This window comes from Orrella daihaiensis (genome assembly GCF_022811525.1).
Classification (GTDB): Bacteria; Pseudomonadota; Gammaproteobacteria; order Burkholderiales; family Burkholderiaceae_B; genus Algicoccus; species Algicoccus daihaiensis.
This window is the reverse complement of sequence record NZ_CP063982.1, coordinates 2,221,300-2,239,607: the sequence shown is the minus strand read 5'-3', so window position 1 is coordinate 2,239,607 and position 18,308 is coordinate 2,221,300. Positions and strand designations below refer to the sequence as shown.

Sequence of the window (18,308 nt, the reverse complement as noted above, 5' to 3'; positions counted from 1 at the left end):
GAAGTCAAACAAGTGAGGCGGTAGACATGTGGGACGTGGTTGTCGTCGGTGGTGGAAATGCCGCACTGTGTGCGGCGCTCACTGCGCGTGAAGCAGGTGCATCGGTTCTGATGCTTGAAGCCTCTCCTAAAGCTTGGCGAGGCGGTAATTCGCAGCATACGCGCAACCTGAGGTGTATGCATGATGGTCCGCAGGATGTGTTGGTAGACGCATATCCTGAAGAGGAGTATTGGCAGGACTTGCTCAAGGTCACTGGCGGTTTGACCGATGAGGCACTGGCTCGGATGGTGATTCGTGAGTCATCGCGCTGCCGGGGCTGGATGCAAAAGCATGGGGTGCGGTTTCAACCGCCACTGTCAGGTGCATTGCACGTCGCCCGTACCAATGCGTTTTTTATGGGCGGTGGTAAAGCTCTGGTCAATGCATACTATCGCAGTGCGGAAAACCTTGGGGTAGACATACGTTATGAGACACCGGTGGACGCGGTGGAGTTTGACGGTGTCCGGTTTGTTGCAGTGCGCTCAGGTGAGCAGCGGTTTGAAGCCAAGAGTTGCGTTTTGGCCGCTGGCGGCTTTGAGTCAAACCGCGAATGGCTAAGGCAGGCCTGGGGGCAAAACGAGCAGGGGGAGTGGCCTGCAGACAATTTCTTGATTCGCGGTACTCGCTACAACATGGGCACTGTGCTCAAGTGCATGATGGATGCGGGTGCCGACATCATCGGTGACCCTTCGCAATCACACTGTGTGGCGATCGATGCGCGCGCGCCGTTGTATGACGGTGGTATTTGCACCCGAATCGATTGTGTCTCGCTGGGTATCGTGGTCAATACGCAAGCTGAGCGCTTCTATGACGAGGGCGAAGATTTCTGGCCAAAGCGTTATGCCATTTGGGGACGTCTGGTTGCCCAACAACCTGGTCAATTGGCTTACTCGATTATTGATTCAAAGGCCGTGGGACGTTTTATGCCACCGGTATTTGAGGGCACACAGGCGCAGACAATTGAGGAGCTCGCACAAAAAATCGGGCTTGATGTGTCAACCCTGGTTAAAACAGTGCATGACTTCAATCAGGCCTGTCAGCCCGGTCATTTTGATCATACCGTGCTAGACGATTGTCACACGGCAGGCATTACGCCAGCCAAGACGCACTGGGCGTTGCCTTTGGACAAGCCACCTTTTTATGCCTATGCAGTGCGGCCAGGCGTGACCTTCACGTATCTGGGGCTAAAGACGGATGCTCGGGCCAGTGTGTTCTTTAATGGTGTGCGTAGTCCCAACCTGTATGCTGCAGGTGAAATTAATGCGGGCAATGTTTTAGGTAAGGGATACACAGCTGGTGTTGGAATGTCGATTGGTACGGTATTTGGTCGTATTGCAGGTCGCGAAGCGGCCCTAGCTGCCAATCAGTTAATACAGGAAGAGGCAAATGCAAGCGCTTGAGCAGGTTACTGAACAGGCTATTGAGTGGCATCGCAGTCCGCTTACAGATGATGAGCAGGAAGTGGCTCGGGTGATGCAAATTTGTAATGCCTGCCGCTATTGCGAAGGGTTCTGCGCCATGTTTCCTGCCATGACGCGACGCTTGGCGTTTGATAACAAAGCAGACTTGAATTATCTCGCAAACCTCTGCCACAACTGCGGTGCCTGTTTGCACGCTTGTCAATACGCACCACCGCATGACTTTGGTGTGAACGTGCCTCGAGCAATGGCCAAGGTTAGAAAGCAAACTTACACTGAGTACGCATGGCCAAGACCGTTCGGCAAGCTCTACGAGCGCAACGGATTAACATTGTCGGTTGCGACCGCCCTTGGATTAATCTTGTTTTTAATTTTGGCACTTGCGATGCAAGGCACGCTTTGGCATGAACCGCTGGCTGGGGACTTTTATGCTGTTTTTCCCCACAACACCTTGGTCATTATGTTTGGCTCGGTGTTTTTGTTGGCAGTGCTCGCATTGGCGATCGGTGTGAGGCGATTTTGGCGTGACATCACGCCAGGCCGTGCTACCGGTGAGGCTGTGGCGGAGGCCGCGCACGATGCCTTGAAACTTAAGTATCTAGATGGTGGTCATGGTCTGGGGTGTAACGACGAGGATGATCGTTTTACTCAACGCAGGCGGTTGTTTCACCATTTGACTTTCTACGGTTTCATGCTGTGTTTCGCATCCACTTCGGTGGCTACCATTTATCACTACGTGTTCGATTGGCAGGCGCCATACCCTTATACGAGTCTGCCAGTGATATTGGGCACTGTGGGCGGTATCGGCCTGTTAATTGGGCCTGCAGGACTCTTTTGGTTGAATGCACGGCGCTCGCCGTTGCATGGAGATCCTGACCAGAAATCCATGGATAGAGGCTTTATTGCACTATTGTTCTGGGTGAGTTTGACTGGTTTGGCATTGATGGTGTGGCGAGACACCTCTGCGATGGCCTTGTTGCTTGCAATTCACCTTGGGTTTGTTATGGCGTTTTTTGTAACGCTGCCATACAGCAAGTTTGCACACGGTGTGTATCGCAGCGCAGCACTGTTGAAATGGGCAATCGAAAAGCGTCAACCTAATCGTGCCGGGCTGTCTGATTGATCACAACTTAGATCGGTTGGGCTAAACGAAAGAGATCTCGTGTAGTGCCAAGGTGAGGAGCCTGATCTTAGTCAGGTGCCTGGGCTTTGAATGCTAACAAAGCATGCCTAGCCAATCCTGACCCAGCCTCCGAGTACATGTTGAATGACGGCACATCAAGCGCAGCTAGCTCTTGAACCTCTTCCGAGAATTTAGCAATCGCCACCACTTTGCATGCCAGTTCCGCACTGCGAATCTGCTGTGCTGCATACACATTGCTGTTGTGGTTCGGCATAGCTAATACGATTAAATCTTTGGAGTTGTCTGTTTTGATCATGTTCCAAAAATCGGTATCAGTGGCATCACCCACCTTAACTTGACGGCCCGCTTGTATCAGCGCGTCTACTTTTTCCGAGTTATGTTCAATGCCCAGAATCTGATCTGGCCATACGGCTTGAAGCTCATCGTAAGCACCAGTTCCAACACGACCCATGCCAAGTATTAGCACTTTTGCATCTCCGGTGTTTAATACTTGGTCTTTTGGGTTTAGGGTGCCTAGTTGGAAACGGTCCCAGAACTGTTTTAGTTTCTGATACGCTGATTCGGACTTGAGGCTAAACGGCGAGGCGAAGGCAAAGCTGATGCTCACTGCAATGGCGACGACGATTAACCAATCGACCGAGATCCAGCCTTGTGTGGCGCCTAGTGCAGCCACAATCAACCCGAATTCCGAAAAATTGGCCAGACTCAGTGAGGTAAATAATGAGGTTCTGGCCCTTAAGCCAAAACGGGTCATGATGGCGTAGTAGAGAAAAGTTTTAAATGGGAGCAACATCACCAGAGCGACTGCCGTTAGAACGATTGGCCAAGTGGGTAAACCTTGCATGCCTACTGAAAGGAAGAAACCAACCAACATCAGCTCTTTCAAGCTGAATAAAGACTTCGACAACTCTGCAGCCTTCGGATGGTTGGCTATGACAACACCGAGCACCAACGCACCAAGGTCGCCCTTGAGCCCGACAGCATAGAAAAACTCATATCCTGCCGCCAATGCAAAAAACAGGCCACTCAAAACCAGTAGTTCACCATGCCCGGCTGAATCCAACAGTTTATAGATCAGCTTACGAACAATAGGCACAAATAGTAGAAAAACGGAAAGTGCCCAGACGGTAGGGTACTTGCCTTCGCTGATTGCCAGAAAGACAACAGCGAATATATCCTGCATGATTAAAATGCCAATTGCGACTTTGCCGTAGAAAGCTGCCAAGTCACCTTTATCCTGCAACACTTTGACTGCATAGACCGTACTGGAGAACGATAGGGCAAAGGCGAGTCCCCAAATGGCAAGCCAAGAAAGATCAAATAATGGAATTGGCAAAAGCGTTTTGGCGAGCCAAATCACAACGGCAAAAAATAATGTTGAAGAGGCGATGTGCGCTAGGGAAGTGCCCCAAATCTCAGCTGTTGCGAAGTCTTTGAGATTGAGTTTGAGTCCGATCGTGAAAAGCAGTAAGGTCACACCCAAGTCAGCAATCAGCTGCAGACCATCTGGGTGCTCGAGACCGGCAAGGTTATAGGCAAAGCCGGCCACGAGAAACCCAATCATGGGTGGCAAGCCAAACCGGCTAATCAGTACTCCGAAGAAAAAAGCGAACCCAACCAGGGTAACGAGCATGTGTCCTTCTCCACCTTGTGCATCATTGGTTCAAATCATCTAGCCGTTCTATTTGACTGCTCATGCATCATTTTCCAACATCTAGCAGGTTGCGGTAAGTATTTGTACGAATTAGTTCGTCCAACGCAGCGGTGCTTGATTTGTATCAACCGCGGATATGACGCCACACACAAAGTCTTTGTTGGATTCAGCCGTAATTTTCGAATGGGGAGGCATCAACATCGACGCTTGATTGACTCGGTTGTGCGCCGTGCCGACTAGACACGACTTTTGCAGGCGTAAGGTTCACAGTATTAATCGTGACCCCATCTCAATGACACGATCTGGCGGCATTTCAAACATACGAGATTGAGGTGTGGCGTTTCTAAGAAGCAACGCAAACAGCTTCTTGCGCCATAGAGCCCAACCGCCGGGTTCGAAATCCACGGACCAGCGATTGATCAGATATCCATAACGATTGGTTGGATCATCCTGTGGAAATAAATGTTCGAGTTGCGCCGGAAGATTAATCTGGTCACCATAGCCGTATTTCAATATTAAGAGGTAAATGCCTTGTCCCATGTCTTTAAGTGTTTGACGATGTGACGGTGTCACCCTGGGCACTTCCTCGATAACGACATGTAAGCAAATAACCTTCTCCGGCACAGCATGCAGTCGCTCACCCATGAGAACCAGAGCCATGGGGGCGACTTGATCGTCACTTGTCAGGCAAACCGCCGTGCCTTTGCTTCTGTATGGTTGTATGGTCTGCAGTTTTTGTACAAACTCAGCCAGCAACTGACTGTGTCTTTGTTCATGCGACAGTATGGCCTGTACTCCTCGCATCCATGTTGTCATGATTAGTAAGATCAACACGGAGAATCCAACCGGGAACCAGCCGCCATCGATAAACTTTAATGCGTTAGCACTAAAGAAAAGTCCGTCAATCACCATAAACGGCAGTGCACCAAGAAGTGCGATGCCCCAGTGCCAGCGCTTTAATTTGATCACCGCTGCAATGGCAAAAAAATCAGTAATTAACATGGTCCCGGTCACAGCAATGCCGTAGGCTGCGCCCATGGCGTTGGACGACTGAAAATACAAAACCAGTGTGATGACTAGTCCAAGCATCATCCAGTTCACTGCGGGCATGTAGATTTGTCCGGAATTTTGGGTGGAGGTGTGCACGATGCGCATGCGAGGCACAACCCTGAGCTGGATGAGCTGCTGAGTCATGGAATACACGCCGGAAATCACCGCCTGAGATGCCACGATGGTGGCCAGTGTGGCAAGCACCACAAGACCATGCAATGCCCAGTCGGGTGCCATTCGGAAAAATGTGTTGTGAATGTGATCTGGAGATTGCAATACTAGTGCGCCTTGCCCGAGATAATTCAGCAGCAGGGCCGGAAACGCAATCCGAATCCAGGCACGCCTGATTGGGTGTGCTCCAAAATGTCCCATATCCGCGTACAGCGCCTCAGCACCCGTGAGGCAAAGCACCACCGCACCCAGAACGAAAAAACTTAAAAGAGCTTGTGTTTGGATAAACTCAAGTGCGTAGATTGGGTTGATGGCGCGCAAGATCTCTGGATTGCCGGCAATGGCTTTAATCCCTAAAAGCGCAAGGACCACAAACCATATCAGCATGGTTGGCCCAAAAAGCTTAGCGATTCTTTCTGTACCTTGCCTTTGAAACAAGAAAAGTGCGCTGAGAATCACAAGGGAGACTGGCACTACATACGGACTAAGTTGCGGCGAAATGGTCTCAAGACCTTCCACGGCCGATACAACCGAGATGGCGGGCGTGATGATACCGTCACCATAAAAGAGAGCAGCCCCGATGAGGCCGAGTGGCAAAAACCACCGCCTTAATGCGCTGGTGCGGGTCGCTTTGCCCAATAGCAGCGTCATCAGGGCCACAATGCCGCCTTCACCATCGTTGTCAAAGCGCATGATAAAGAACACATACTTCAGGGTAACAATGATGATCAATGACCAAACAAACAGCGACAGCACACCGTAAATATTCTCGGGCGTAACCGAAACAGGGTGTAAGGCATCGGAAAATACCGCTTCGAAGGCGTACAGTGGGCTTGTACCGATGTCGCCAAACACCACGCCTAGGGCTCCGAGTACAAGCCCTAAGGCGGCAGGCTTCTGAGTGGTTTTCAAAACCGGGTTCCTTTTGTTTGTATAAGGTCTTAATCAAATTTTTATTGACTTTAACCTAAGCGAGTGTTTATTTGATTATGGGGTTTATTTCCTCGCGTGATGCATCAAGAATGCTGCAAGCCTCAACCCCCAAATAGTGAGTTGCTACGATGACGTCCCCTATGACGGGCCATAAGCGTCATCATTTCAGCGACCATTGTTTGCACTGTTGCGGTGCAAAATAAAGCAGTAAAAATTTCCGTCGCTTTGTTTGAGCGTCTCGTATAGAATCCGGCAATCACAAAGTGTCGGAGCTTCTTTTATGAGCTTACCTTCTGGATCTTTTATTCCCTCGGTCAAGCTCATTGCTTTGGCTGTTTCTGCGACACTTGTTCTGCCAACGCTATTGCCAAACACGGCCGCGCAAGTTTTTGCACAATCAGTGTCACAGCCCAGTGGCCAACAGTTAAGTCAGGCGCAATTAGCTTCTCTGGTGGCGCCCATTGCGCTGTACCCGGATCCCTTGGTAGCTCAAATCCTGATGGCAGCGACCTATCCACTGGAGGTTGGCCAAGCGTATGACTGGCAAAAATCTAATCAACAGCTTAAAGGCAGTGCTCTAAACGCAGCCCTCAAGCAGCAAACCTGGGATGCTTCGGTCAAATCATTAGTGTCATTTCCGGCTGTGTTGGGGATGATGGGCTCGCAGCTAAGTTGGACGCAACAACTTGGCAATGCGGTTCTAGCGCAGCAAAAAGAAGTGATGAATGCCATACAGGATTTGCGTAAAAAAGCACAAGCTAGTGGTGCACTGAAATCCACACCCGAACAGACGGTGTCAACCCAGGGCAGTGGCGCTAATTCCACCGTTGTGATTCAGCCCGCCAACCCCCAGGTTGTCTATGTGCCGACCTATAACCCAACCGTGGTCTATGGCGGCTGGCCTTACCCTGCCTACCCGCCAGTTTCTTACTACCCACCTGGGTACGTCGCCGGCACTGCAATGCTGTCGTTCGGTGTCGGCATGGCTGTGGGTGCTGCTCTTTGGGGCGGTTGTCACTGGGGTAGCGGTTCAATCACGATTAATAACAATACGTTCAATAACTTCAACCGAAACACCGTGAACAACTGGGTCAATAACAACCGATCGCAAGTATCGAATTGGCGCGCCGATGCTCAGCGTGTGTCGCAGAATCGTTCCTCGCTGGAAAACAATCCACGTTTGAATGCCGAGCGTGATCAGTTACGGCGCAATCTCGATAGTAGTGGCTGGATGGCCAACAATGATCGTCGCGAGGACTTTCGCGATGCTGGCCCAGAGCATTTCGGTAACTTCAACCGTGATCGCGGATTTGGCGATGTTAGTCGCGCCCGGTTCGGAGGCGGGGAGCATTTCGGGGGCTTTGGGGGCGGTCACTTCGGTGGTTTTCGTCGCTAACAGCCTTAAAAAATTCGTTGAATAGAAATCGGGGTCTTGCATGTACAAAAAACTGACTATTTCGCTTGCCGCATCAATGGCTGCTTTTCTGGTTTGGCCTGTTGCCAAGGCTGAGCAAGCGATCACCACTGCTGAGATGCTCCAATACTGCGATGGCGCAGGTGGCTCGTTTGTCACCTGTGAAATCTATGGTCAGGCGGTCTACGACACTTACCTGGTGATGAGCAGCAGTGGACAAGCGTTAAAAACAATTTGCGTCAAACAGCCAGCCCCTTCGCGCACTGAGGTCATCACGGAGTACGTGAAGTGGGCTCAAGGCAATGCCAAGGTTCAAAATGAGCCTGCCGCCCAAAGCATGCTGACGTTTCTGACTCAGCGCTTCCCTTGCCAACCTAGCCGCTAAACAGGGTGAGTGACTGGTCAGTTCACATGCTCGGGTTGACGGGGTAAGGGGGTAAACTCGACTTGACATAGACCTGTCGCTACATAAAACTCAGGCATCACAACTGAATGACATGGCGCTGCCTGTTCAACGAGAAAAATAACAGTATGGCTAAGAAACTAGACCCCAGGATTACCAACCGGGAATTCAAGCTCTTGCTTGAGCCCGAAGATCTAGATCATCGCTCCAAAGTGAATGTGTTGATTGGTAAGGTCAGGGCGTTTTGTGAGAGGGAAGAGGTCGATTTTTTTCATCTTGATAACGCTTCAACGGGTTTGCGTAACGTATTCTTTTTTGATACGCCAGGCGAAGACTTTAGGCACAACAAACTGATTTTGCGGGTGCGCGAATCTCGGTCCAATGTCTGGGTCGATGATTGGTGTGAGGTCACCTTAAAGTGCCGTTCTGACAGCCTGAAGGAGTCGCTTAGTTATGATCCGACTCCCAACACCAAGTACAAGTACCGCCGACGTCTGAAAGAGGAAATTCTTCGCGGGGATGGCATCGGTTCCGTAAGAACCATCTATTCGAATAACGCCATCATGGACTCGATACCTGTTGAAGACGTATTTGAGCGAAATTTTTTGAGCATTACGGAGAACTTCCCGGATCTTAAAAGATTGAAATTACCCAAGAATTTGCCGGTTCGGGTAGTTGGTGGCCGAGTTAACAAGATATTGGAAGCTAATTTGCCGCTCGGTAATCTTTCGTTTGGTGACCAAGTGCACGCTCACTGTGACCTGGCGATCTGGATGCGAAATGTGGGTGAGCCACTAGTTGGTGAGCTTGCATTCGCTTATCGAGTCAACGATGAAAATCGGGATGACAAAAAAGCACATAAGCGTGCAGATAAGTTTTTCTTGAATCTGCAGCATGCGATCGCTAATTGGCTGGCCACTGGCTCCACTAAAACAGCACTCGTTTACGGTAAGCCCGAATGAATGTCCCAACCGTTGGCGGTGATTCATCCAATTCAAATCACGAGACTGCCAATAAACCAAGTCTGTGGGAACTGTTTTTTGAGTTTCTGATCATTGGTGCAGTCAGTTTTGGTGGTGGCATCATCGCCTACGAAAAAATTCTGCTCACTGAGAAAAAGCGGTGGTTATCTGACGATGAGTTCATGGCGGCATTGGCGATTAGTCAGACCATGCCTGGCTTGAATGCGGTCAATCTAGCCGTATTAAGTGGTGACAAGCTCAGAGGCGTAATGGGTTCCATAGTCGCCACCTTGGGATTGCTCATACCAGGATGTACTTTTGTAATGGTGGTTGGTCTTATCTATCTGGAGAACGCTAACCATCCAACCGCTAACCTGATCCTTGGAGGTGTGGCGGCGGCAGCAACGGGTCTTTTAAGCGCAATCACCTACAAGATTGGACACAAGCAATTCAAGGAATTCAAGGCTCTCGTCATACTCATTGTGACTTTTATTCTCATGAGTATTGTGTCTTTGTCGCTTCCAGTGGTGTTGGCCATTGTGGCGCCGATTGCAATTTATCTCTATCGGCCTAAAAAGGGTGGAGGAGACTAGCCGTGCTGGTATTGATCCATCTGGCATTGACCTTTGGAATGTTGTCGCTGTTAGCAGTTGGTGGCGGCACGGCTGTTTTGCATGAAATGCAAGAAGTGCTCGAGCAAACATACAAAATCAGTGCTGAGACATTTGTGCATGTATACAGCGTTGGCCAGTTGGCGCCTGGCCCAAATATGACCATGGTGTTGATATTTGGATTTCAGATTGCGGGTGCCTTTGGTGCGGCATTAGTCGGACTATCATTTTTTCTGCCCTCAAGTTTCTTGTGCTTTTGGATTGGCCGCATTTGGAATCGGATTGGTGATACGCCATGGCGGCGCAGCGTTCAAAGTGCTCTGGAGCCGATTTCCATAGGTCTCATGTGCTCAGGCGTCTATGCTGTTGCCAAAGCAGCTTTGATCAGTCCATTGACGATTATCTTGGCTGTGATTTCGTTCGTGATTATTCTGTTTAGCCGCATTAATCCGGTGTATGTCATTCTGGGCTTGGGTGGGGCAGGCGCTGGCATTAATTACTGGCTTTCCTTGCCACATTAGGCCAGACAGGTCAGCTTAATTTCATTTGCTTGTCGTAATGAATCCCGCAGTTGCTGTACTGCAAATATCCAATCAAGCAGAGGATTTGCCATTTTGTCATGGCTGCAGATGACGGTGGCGGGTATGTCGTCCACGTTCGATGATTGAGCAATTATCTGGAGTGCGTCTGCGATGTCTTCGCGGACCTGCGGATTGATTTGTGCCTGTTTCATCGTATTGAGTATTTCGGCTACGATGAGATGCACTAAAACCACCAGACGACTGTATTGTGCAACATGCGCCTGTTTGGATGATGATTGGTGTCTGCTCGGTCTTTTGTAGAGACCTTAAAACCCAGCCACGACCCCATTGGACCTCGGATCAAATCCTCCGGTCATTATGCCGCGCGCATCGCGCATGAGCATGCCAGCATGCCCAACAGCCTCATCCCAGTCATCGAGCCATTGAACGTCATGGCCCATGGCTTTCAGGGTTTCGAACGTGGTGGAGCTAAAGCGACTCTCGAGCTTTAGTGACTCGCTAGTTTGCCCCCAGGTGCGACCCAATAGCCAGCGTGGACGTGAGAGCGCTTGCTGTAGATGGTCACCGAATTGCATGACGCGCTGATAAAGCGTTGCCTGTGTTTGGGGTTGGCCATCACCGCCCATGGTGCCATAGACCAGGGTGCCCTGATTGTTTGCGAGCTCGGCAATAGCTGCATTTAACGTATGGAAGGTTTTTTTGCCGGGGGCCAGATGGTTGATGTGAGTCGGGTTTAACGAGAATGCACAGCCACGGTTTTGCCAGTTAATCCCTGTTTGAGGCAATACGATTCCCGAGCCAAACTCATGATAGATACTTTGGATAAAAGACACGGACATGCCGGATCCGTCAATTACGCCCATCCAGATGGTGTCACCTGGATCGGTACGACTGCCCCAAGGGGCTGCTTCATGCGGATCGATGTTGGCAGCTAGCTCGCTTAAAAGCGTGTCGTCCAGGAAGCTGTGCGCGGGTGATTTCATCCAGGCAGGGTCAGTCAGGTGGGCATCACGAATCTTGAATGCCTGCTTGGTCGCTTCAACTTGGGCATGGATAAAGGCCGGTCCCTCTGGGTCATCATCCCAGCCTCGTAACTTGCTCATAATGCCAAGGATCATGAGCGAGATCAGTCCTTGAGAGGGTGGCTGCATGTTCAGCAGCGTATTTCTACCGAGTTTGAGTTTTAGGGGGTCGACCAGTTTGGCGTGATGTGCGTTTAGATCTGCCAGTGTAATGGGCGATCCCAGTGTGTGCAGGTCATTAGCGATCTTGCGAGCAAGTTTGCCGCGATAAAAGCTTTCAGTACCGTCTTTTGCGATGGCTTTCAGCGTTTGGGCCAGGGCGGCTTGCTTCAGATGACTATAGGCTTGGGGTGCTTTGCCGTTTGCCAGGAATGTTTGAGCAAATCCCGGTTGATCTTGTAGTTCGGCAAGCTTCTTGCTGGTGAGTTGGGACTGGCTAGGCGTCACGGCAATGCCGGTCTGCGCATAGTAAATCGCATCAGCCAGTAGGCGTGACATGGGCAAACGCCCACCCGCAGATTTGGCAAGTTCGTGGGCTTTGCCCCAGCCTGAGACGGTACCTGCCACTGTCAATGCCGCCATCGGACCACGAAACGGAATGTGGTCGGTCAGACCGTGTTTGGCATACCAGTCAATCGAGGCGGTCATCGCGCTCTTACCTGCAGCGTCAATACCGCCAGGTGCAAAGCCGGGGCGGCTAATGACCCAAAAGCCGTCACCGCCAATCGAATTCATGTGTGGGTACACCACTGCAATGGTGGCAGCAGCGGCAATCATTGCCTCTAGCGCATTGCCACCTTCACGCATAACATCAACCGCAGATTGAGCTGCCAAGCTGTGGGGGGCAACTGCTATGCCACGAGTGGCTAGGGTAGAGTTCAACATGGTAGGCCTATGGAATTCGGTAGGGGTTTCGGCGTTATTGTCGTTAAAACGACAGTTATTCATTGTTTGCTAGTCTAGAGCATGTTAAATCGATTGCGCCACCTAAGCTATGCCCACCGGCGTTGCAAAGTCAGTGCGATCTATCTATCTGCCTGACAGGTTTTGGCGGTAGCATCTGTTTGTCCGCTGTTTGATCGGCAAGCCAGGTCTTGCCCGTCATCGAATGAGATAGCACGTGATTAAAAAAATACTTCTGACAGTTCTTCTTCTAGGCGCTGCCTATATCGGCGGTAGCTACTATGTCGGCTGGCGTACTGAAACTGAACTCGTGGCTCTGATGCATCAAGCTCAGGCGCAAGCTAACCACGAAATGACCTGGGAGCAAACTCAGAGTCATCGTGGCTTATTCACCTCCACTGGTACGATGCGGGTGGTGTTTGATCAAATCAGGGTTGACAATCAAAACCCGCTACAAGTTCAGATCGAATACAGCATTGACCATTATCTGCACTGGGCAAGCCTGGCCCGGTTTAATTGGTCGATCACGTTGCAACAGCTATTGGCTAAAGAGCCACTGCCACTGTTGCCCAAACTCCCGAGCTTTAATGGTGAAGGCACACTCGATTGGTCTGGTGTTGCAACAAGCTCCCTGGTTTTTGCCGGTCTTGATAACGCCCAAACCAATAACGGCATGTTGAACATGGCGCCATTAGCTGGTTTTGTGACTGCCAGCAAAAACTTTTTTCAGATCAAGGCAGAAGTTGCGCATCTCGATTTCAGTCAAAGGGCTAGTGCTGAACGGATCAAACTCAAAGAGCTTACTTTTGATGTTCGATCCGATGATATCGCTAACGAGCAGGTGTCCGCGGCTTTTGTGTTCGGTCATGGCGTAATCATGTCCGAGGCGGGTGACACCTACGAGTCGTCGGATTTCGGGGTATTTTTCGATGTCACTCAAAAGGATGGCAGACTTGAAATCGCCGCACGACAAACCATGTCTTTGCTAAGAGCGATGGGCCATCAGGCAAGTAACGTCCTGGTGAGTTTAGGCATTGATGGAGTATATCGAAGCGACTTGCTTGAGCTGTTATCTCTGGCGGATGATATCGATGGTCAATGGTTCAACTTATCCGACAGGCAGCAACTGCGTGCAGAGCGAATCGGATCAAATATGCTGGCTCGCGGTCTTACTTTTACTGCGCCTGTCATTAAAGCCGACATCAAACCTATGGATGACGATATTGCCCAGACCATTGGACTTGAGGATTTGAGTGTCCGTGTTCAAAGCGACGATCTTATGCGTGGCATCGGTAGCCTGAGGGTGATGCTTGGCACATTAAAGATTCCTCCATGGTTGCAGAACATCATGCCTGAGCTAACGGGATTTAAGTTTGATCTCAATAATGTGCTTGCCAACCACCGAACCGACTTGCGTCTGACGCAATCGATTGCGAGTATCCAGTATCAGGGTCAGTCAGTGCGTGATCTTCAGTTCGCAGTCGGGCTCAAAGGACTCACCTCCGAGGGTCTTGCCACCCTCTTTAGTGTGATCCGTGAGGCCAATGGTGACATGAGTGACCTCTCATCTGATCAGAGGGCTCGATTGGTACAAGTGCTTGAAGCGACAGCAAGTGATGGCTTGGCGTTTGAAATACCGCTGTTAAAAGCCACCGTCAACGCGGGTGTGGATACGCCTGATTCGTTATGGCTTGAAGGACTGAACCTGCAAGTTGAACTTGAAGATGTGAATACGGGCGCTGGCAAGGTGAATCTGGCTTTAAAGCAGCTGGCGGCCAGCGGTCCGAACATGACCGATATCCCCCGTATTCTTAACTATCAGCTTACCGCCAATAATCGGGTGGTTGATGGGAAAGCCGATTATCGACTTGAGAAGTCAATCGACGCTTTGGAGAGCTCTCTGATTCGCTTAGGGCGCTCAGCACTGACGGTACAACTGACGGGACTATCGGCACTAGATTTGCGACGTCTTGCGGAATTGGCGCCTGAATTTGAGCAAGGGCTAGATCAGGCCCAATCAGCAGAGCTCGCCCGAATTGTCCGGCGCGCAATAGCCAGCGGATTTGTGCTCGCTGTTCCGACGCTGCAATTAGCGATCGATAGTGCCCAGGTTACCGGGCGGGGTGACTTTATATTGACCGGGCTAGGTAAGGCTCCATTAGCAAACTTTGACTTGGCTCGCTTAGCGCAAATGCAGGCTGAGATGACAGTTCAAGGTCAAAGCCCATGGCTTGATCCTTGGGTGCAGCAGGGTTTAATCATGGGTTTGCTCGGTGTAGATAACAACTTGGTCAAAGGTAATTACCAATTCGTGGATGGACAGTTACGCCTCAATGGCCTGTCGGTACCAGTTGCCAAGTTCGTATTGGTCGCTAATCTGGTGGTGCAGCAGATGGTTGCACAAGAACTGCTACAAAACGAGGGAGGAAGTGCCAATCAGTCTGGCACAGCGCAACGCCCAAGACGTGGGGCTGGCAATTAATCCCGACTAGCTCATCCGGGCGCAAACGTAACCATCGGTTCGAACCAGAACGCCACCTCGGGCACTGATGCCGTCAAGGTGTTTCCAGTCTTGCCTCTGCGCCTCGAATTCACCGATTAATGGCCTGACCGACTAGTGGGGAACACACCAAAAAATAAAATTCTCAGGCTGCAACTCACTGCAAAGTCGTAGCTTGGAGCAGTCGAACCTAGCTGGTATTTCGTTCAGGCTGAAGGCACCAAATGGGCGCGAAGATCTTCACGGACATTGCCATCTTTTAACCACTCTAGAACAATTGGCCATAGGGTTTTTTCAAACCGACTATGAAAAAAACCGAAATGCCCGATCTGCTGCACGTTGATGTCATTTGGTGAAAGACGTAAGTGGGTCGTTTGACTGCCCACGAAATTAGACAACAAGCGCTCAATGGCAGGCACTGTACCGTAAGGGTCATCGGTGACGCTGAAAGCCAGTGTTGGTGCGGTCATCTGTGCAAAACGACCTCTGAGTTCTTCACATTGCGACGCGGTTAGTTGTCTTGAAGCCAAGTAGCCTTTTGAGGGGAGATAGGTGTCAACAAAATCCTCAGAAGCGATAGTCCAGTCCCGCACGACGCCCGCGGGTGTGTCTTCGAGCCATCCAAGACGCTTGCCCGGAAAGTAGCCAAATAGCCTGGTCAATATCGGCATGATGCCATGCCAGCGCAGGCGCATTGCCCAACGTTGTGAGAGAAGGTAGTCAGGCCAATAAGCGTGTTGTGCGCCCATGGTGAAGACCCGAGACAGTCGCTGGTTTGACGGCGCCAGACCTACCAGCACACCACCAACGCTGTGGCCAACTGTATGTATTGAGCTGCCCGGGAATCGCTGTTGCACTTCATATAACGCCCCTTCAAAATCCAGCTCTCCCCAGTCTAGCCATCCAGCTTTCAATTCTTTGAGCGCACCGTGACGTGAACCGCCGATACCGCGGTAGTCATACGTGATGACGTTAAAACCATGCTCATACAAATACCTTGCAAATCTGGCGTAGTAACGACTGTCCACGGAAGTCGCTGCGTTGATGACGACCACAGGCGCTTGCACCCGGTGATTTGTCCAGCAATGCCCAGCCAGCACATAGCCGTCAGCCGCTTTGAATGTAATGGGCTGGGCACTAGCCGTTGTGGCTGGCGAGATCATCGACGGTCAACCTTCATGGTCCAAACAAACATTGTCCTAGCTGGCCTTTATCATAAAGCCATGGTCAGATAATTTCGATCCCGCAGACCAGTGGCACTACCGAAAATTGATTAGCCAAACGCCACAAAAAATCCAACGCCAAGACCAAATGACAGCAGCACCGTGCCCGGCAGTGTGGTCACCCAAGTCATCGCAATTCGACCAAGCGTATGCAGGTTGATGTGTTGATGGGGTGTGGCGGCTACCGAACCAATCACTGAAGACGACAGTACGTGAGTGGTGCTCACTGGCAATCCCCCTGCATCAGCCATGCCGATGCTGATGACAGCCGAAAGTTGAGCGGCGGTGCCTTGGCCTGGATTCATGCGCGAGCTGCCCATTTTTTCACCTAGAGTCGTGACAATGCGCCGATAGCCAATTGCAGTGCCACCGCCCAAGGCTAATGCCGATAGCAGGATGATCCAGAAGGGGACATGCTCCACAAAATCCTTCAACAATGCATGTGCGTATTGCAGTTGTTGTTGCTGTTCAGTACTGAGTTTGATAGCAGTGGTCTGGTCTTTTAGTGCTTTTGTGATTGAGGTGTGTAGAGCCAGAATTTCCGCGCGCGTCGCAACTGCTGTTTGATCTGAGCCACCAGGTCGGTAGAGGTTTCCATTGAGATGGCTATTCAAGTTGACAGCAGCCTCGGTCAAATGCGTATTGCCCAGCGAACGGCCGATACCCTCTACGTTAGTAACGACCTGCTTCATAGCGGAGTAATCCTGATCATTGAGTCGATCAGGATCCAGACCATAAAGCGCGGGAAAGAGTCCGAACATCACGATCATCATGAGTCCGATACTCTTTTGTCCGTCGTTTGAACCGTGCATGATGCTTACACCAGCCGCACCTGCGATGAGGATTGCACGGATACCTCGGGTGGGTTTGTGTCCTTCTTGCACAGGGGTGTAGAGGTCTGGATCTTTGACAGCGGCCCGCAACGCCTTCAGTAGTATGTATCCAAGCAGGAAACCAACGATGGGAGAGACAATCAAGGCGATCATGATTTTTTCACCTTGCAACCAATTAATCTGACCCGCGACGGCCTGACCATGTATAAACGCGTCAGCCATGGCTGCGCCGATGATTGATCCAATGTAGGCGTGTGTTGTGGAGTTCGGGATGCCCAGCCACCAAGTACCAAAGTTCCAAACAACAGCTGACACAATCATGGCAGCAAATAGGGCAGCTTCACCTCGGGTATTAATGCCCGCGACCAGGTTTTCCGGGAGAAGGTAGACCAAACTGAAAGCGACAGCCGTGCCGCCAATGAGTACGCCTAGGAAGTTAAACACAGCCGATAGCGTGACTGCCTGCATGGGGGTTAAAGCATTGGCGTAGATAACAGTCGCGATGGCATTGGCTGCATCGTGAAATCCATTGATCGCTTCTTGCAGCACAATGAGCACGAACACCGTGATCAACATGATGCCGGTCAGTGATGTAAAGTCAATTGCCAATTGATCCATGGGTATCTCCAATTAGCCAATGGCCAAAATGGGTCGTGTTGGCTTTTTGGCAGCGCGTCTGCCAATGCCCGTCACAAATGAGTCGATTAAATCGCTTTGCAAGCCACCACCAATAATTAGTAACGACGCTTCACGCTCATCACAGATAGCATTGATTAATTTTGGGGTTAGTCGTTCGTCGGTTGGAAGCACCAAGTCCAAGGCGTCAATGTGGTGGTTTTGCAGATATTGCAGCGCAACGTCATTGCATGGACTCAAGTAGTCTTCATCATTGACGCTCAGGAGCGTGACGGTCTGCGCCAAGTGCAACATAGGCAAAGCGCTGGCTAACGCTCTGGCGTGCTGCGTGTCGGCACGCCAAACCATAAGTGCATGTTTGAAGTCGCCGATACGCTTATCCTCTGGCAGCAACAGTACCGGGCGGGCTGAGTCTGCGATGGCATCTAGTACGGCGGTCTTGTAGTAATGCAGGTTCACGAGCGCTGGATGGGCCATGACAGCTAGATCGGTTGCCCAAACAGCAGTTGCGAATTCACGTGCGAGATCCTTCAGGGGGTTGTGATAGCGGGCGGTAACCGTGGGGAAGTCCTTCTCTGCCATCTCAAATGAAGTGCGTGCTGTACGATCAAATTCAGCGATGGTTTTTTCTGCTTGCGCCACAAAATCCTGAAACGTCTGTCCCAAGAAACCACTTGCCATCAATAACTGCGGATCATCCGGGACCGGCCGAATCAGATAGGCATCGATACTGGCTGCGGTTTGTTGTGCGAGGCGCATGGCTAGATGCATAACCACACCATCGTATTTACTGCCCGACAAGCCCACAGCCATTTGTTGAATTGAAGTTTGCATACAGAAAGTCTCTCTT

Annotated in this window: 15 protein-coding genes; 8 read left to right on the top strand and 7 right to left on the bottom strand. The window is 50.8% G+C overall.

Annotation, left to right across the window (positions count from 1 at the left end; all coding sequences use genetic code 11):
• The first annotated feature begins 26 nt into the window (after window positions 1–26).
• Together tcuA and tcuB are read left to right on the top strand one after the other, a co-directional pair.
• Window positions 27–1,439, top strand: coding sequence for an FAD-dependent tricarballylate dehydrogenase TcuA (gene tcuA, locus DHf2319_RS10315; protein WP_243478127.1), 1,413 nt, complete (start codon window positions 27–29; stop codon window positions 1,437–1,439).
• Entirely contained in the window at window positions 1,426–2,580 is a 1,155-nt protein-coding gene (gene tcuB / locus DHf2319_RS10310) for a tricarballylate utilization 4Fe-4S protein TcuB (RefSeq protein ID WP_243478126.1), read from the top strand. The genes tcuA and tcuB overlap by 14 nt, the downstream gene beginning before the upstream one ends.
• A gap of 67 nt (window positions 2,581–2,647) precedes the next feature.
• Here tcuB and DHf2319_RS10305 read toward each other — a convergent pair whose 3' ends face one another.
• Entirely contained in the window at window positions 2,648–4,234 is a 1,587-nt protein-coding gene (locus tag DHf2319_RS10305) for a cation:proton antiporter domain-containing protein (RefSeq protein WP_243478125.1), read from the bottom strand.
• A 285-nt stretch (window positions 4,235–4,519) separates the two neighbouring features.
• Entirely contained in the window at window positions 4,520–6,388 is a 1,869-nt protein-coding gene (locus DHf2319_RS10300; RefSeq protein ID WP_243478124.1) for a potassium transporter Kup, read from the bottom strand.
• Window positions 6,389–6,689: 301 nt separating this feature from the next.
• Between DHf2319_RS10300 and DHf2319_RS10295 the strand changes: the two genes are divergently transcribed.
• The 5 genes from DHf2319_RS10295 to DHf2319_RS10275 all read left to right on the top strand — a co-directional run bounded on the left by DHf2319_RS10295 (window position 6,690) and on the right by DHf2319_RS10275 (window position 10,320).
• Window positions 6,690–7,805, top strand: coding sequence for a DUF3300 domain-containing protein (locus tag DHf2319_RS10295; RefSeq protein ID WP_243478123.1), 1,116 nt, complete (start codon window positions 6,690–6,692; stop codon window positions 7,803–7,805).
• Between the two features lie 40 nt (window positions 7,806–7,845).
• The gene (locus tag DHf2319_RS10290) at window positions 7,846–8,208 is read left to right on the top strand and encodes a Rap1a/Tai family immunity protein (protein WP_243478122.1); all 363 of its coding nucleotides are present in this window, start codon (window positions 7,846–7,848) and stop codon (window positions 8,206–8,208) included.
• A gap of 146 nt (window positions 8,209–8,354) precedes the next feature.
• A complete protein-coding gene (locus DHf2319_RS10285) occupies window positions 8,355–9,188 on the top strand; it encodes a CYTH domain-containing protein (protein WP_243478121.1) in 834 nt (277 codons plus the stop codon).
• Window positions 9,185–9,781 (top strand): chromate transporter, encoded by a 597-nt coding sequence (locus DHf2319_RS10280; protein ID WP_243478120.1) that lies wholly within the window; start codon window positions 9,185–9,187, stop codon window positions 9,779–9,781. The genes DHf2319_RS10285 and DHf2319_RS10280 overlap by 4 nt, the downstream gene beginning before the upstream one ends.
• A gap of 2 nt (window positions 9,782–9,783) precedes the next feature.
• Window positions 9,784–10,320: a chromate transporter gene (locus DHf2319_RS10275; protein ID WP_243478119.1), complete on the top strand. Its 537-nt coding sequence runs from the start codon at window positions 9,784–9,786 to the stop codon at window positions 10,318–10,320.
• On the opposite strand, the gene DHf2319_RS10270 is transcribed toward DHf2319_RS10275, so the two are convergent.
• Window positions 10,317–10,565, bottom strand: a complete 249-nt coding sequence (locus tag DHf2319_RS10270) for a hypothetical protein (RefSeq protein WP_243478118.1) — start codon at window positions 10,563–10,565, stop codon at window positions 10,317–10,319. The genes DHf2319_RS10275 and DHf2319_RS10270 overlap by 4 nt on opposite strands.
• Before the next feature lie 81 nt (window positions 10,566–10,646).
• Window positions 10,647–12,248 (bottom strand): gamma-glutamyltransferase family protein, encoded by a 1,602-nt coding sequence (locus DHf2319_RS10265; protein ID WP_243478117.1) that lies wholly within the window; start codon window positions 12,246–12,248, stop codon window positions 10,647–10,649.
• A gap of 235 nt (window positions 12,249–12,483) precedes the next feature.
• Here DHf2319_RS10265 and DHf2319_RS10260 point away from each other — a divergent pair, with 235 nt between their 5' ends.
• On the top strand, window positions 12,484–14,748 hold the full coding sequence (locus tag DHf2319_RS10260) for a DUF945 family protein (RefSeq protein ID WP_243478116.1): 2,265 nt from the start codon (window positions 12,484–12,486) through the stop codon (window positions 14,746–14,748).
• 224 nt (window positions 14,749–14,972) lie between these two features.
• Here DHf2319_RS10260 and DHf2319_RS10255 read toward each other — a convergent pair whose 3' ends face one another.
• The 3 genes from DHf2319_RS10255 to DHf2319_RS10245 form a co-directional block, all read right to left on the bottom strand.
• Window positions 14,973–15,929 carry an alpha/beta hydrolase family protein gene (locus tag DHf2319_RS10255; protein ID WP_243478115.1) on the bottom strand — a complete coding sequence of 319 codons (957 nt, stop codon included), beginning with the start codon at window positions 15,927–15,929 and terminating at the stop codon, window positions 14,973–14,975.
• Between the two features lie 110 nt (window positions 15,930–16,039).
• The gene (locus DHf2319_RS10250; protein ID WP_243478114.1) at window positions 16,040–17,440 is read right to left on the bottom strand and encodes an inorganic phosphate transporter; all 1,401 of its coding nucleotides are present in this window, start codon (window positions 17,438–17,440) and stop codon (window positions 16,040–16,042) included.
• A gap of 12 nt (window positions 17,441–17,452) precedes the next feature.
• The gene (locus DHf2319_RS10245; RefSeq protein ID WP_243478113.1) at window positions 17,453–18,292 is read right to left on the bottom strand and encodes a hypothetical protein; all 840 of its coding nucleotides are present in this window, start codon (window positions 18,290–18,292) and stop codon (window positions 17,453–17,455) included.
• Between the last annotated feature and the right edge of the window lie 16 nt (window positions 18,293–18,308).

Excerpts from the sequence above, each read along its gene's own strand:
- DHf2319_RS10305 (WP_243478125.1), bottom strand. The coding sequence starts at position 4,234 with ATGCTCGTTACCCTGGTTGGGTTCGCTTTTTTCTTCGGAGTACTGATT.
- tcuA (WP_243478127.1), top strand. The coding sequence starts at position 27 with ATGTGGGACGTGGTTGTCGTCGGTGGTGGAAATGCCGCACTGTGTGCG.
- tcuB (WP_243478126.1), top strand. The coding sequence starts at position 1,426 with ATGCAAGCGCTTGAGCAGGTTACTGAACAGGCTATTGAGTGGCATCGC.
- DHf2319_RS10295 (WP_243478123.1), top strand. The coding sequence starts at position 6,690 with ATGAGCTTACCTTCTGGATCTTTTATTCCCTCGGTCAAGCTCATTGCT.
- DHf2319_RS10285 (WP_243478121.1), top strand. The coding sequence starts at position 8,355 with ATGGCTAAGAAACTAGACCCCAGGATTACCAACCGGGAATTCAAGCTC.
- DHf2319_RS10255 (WP_243478115.1), bottom strand. The coding sequence starts at position 15,929 with ATGATCTCGCCAGCCACAACGGCTAGTGCCCAGCCCATTACATTCAAA.
- DHf2319_RS10245 (WP_243478113.1), bottom strand. The coding sequence starts at position 18,292 with ATGCAAACTTCAATTCAACAAATGGCTGTGGGCTTGTCGGGCAGTAAA.
- DHf2319_RS10290 (WP_243478122.1), top strand. The coding sequence starts at position 7,846 with ATGTACAAAAAACTGACTATTTCGCTTGCCGCATCAATGGCTGCTTTT.
- DHf2319_RS10250 (WP_243478114.1), bottom strand. The coding sequence starts at position 17,440 with ATGGATCAATTGGCAATTGACTTTACATCACTGACCGGCATCATGTTG.
- DHf2319_RS10265 (WP_243478117.1), bottom strand. The coding sequence starts at position 12,248 with ATGTTGAACTCTACCCTAGCCACTCGTGGCATAGCAGTTGCCCCCCAC.
- DHf2319_RS10280 (WP_243478120.1), top strand. The coding sequence starts at position 9,185 with ATGAATGTCCCAACCGTTGGCGGTGATTCATCCAATTCAAATCACGAG.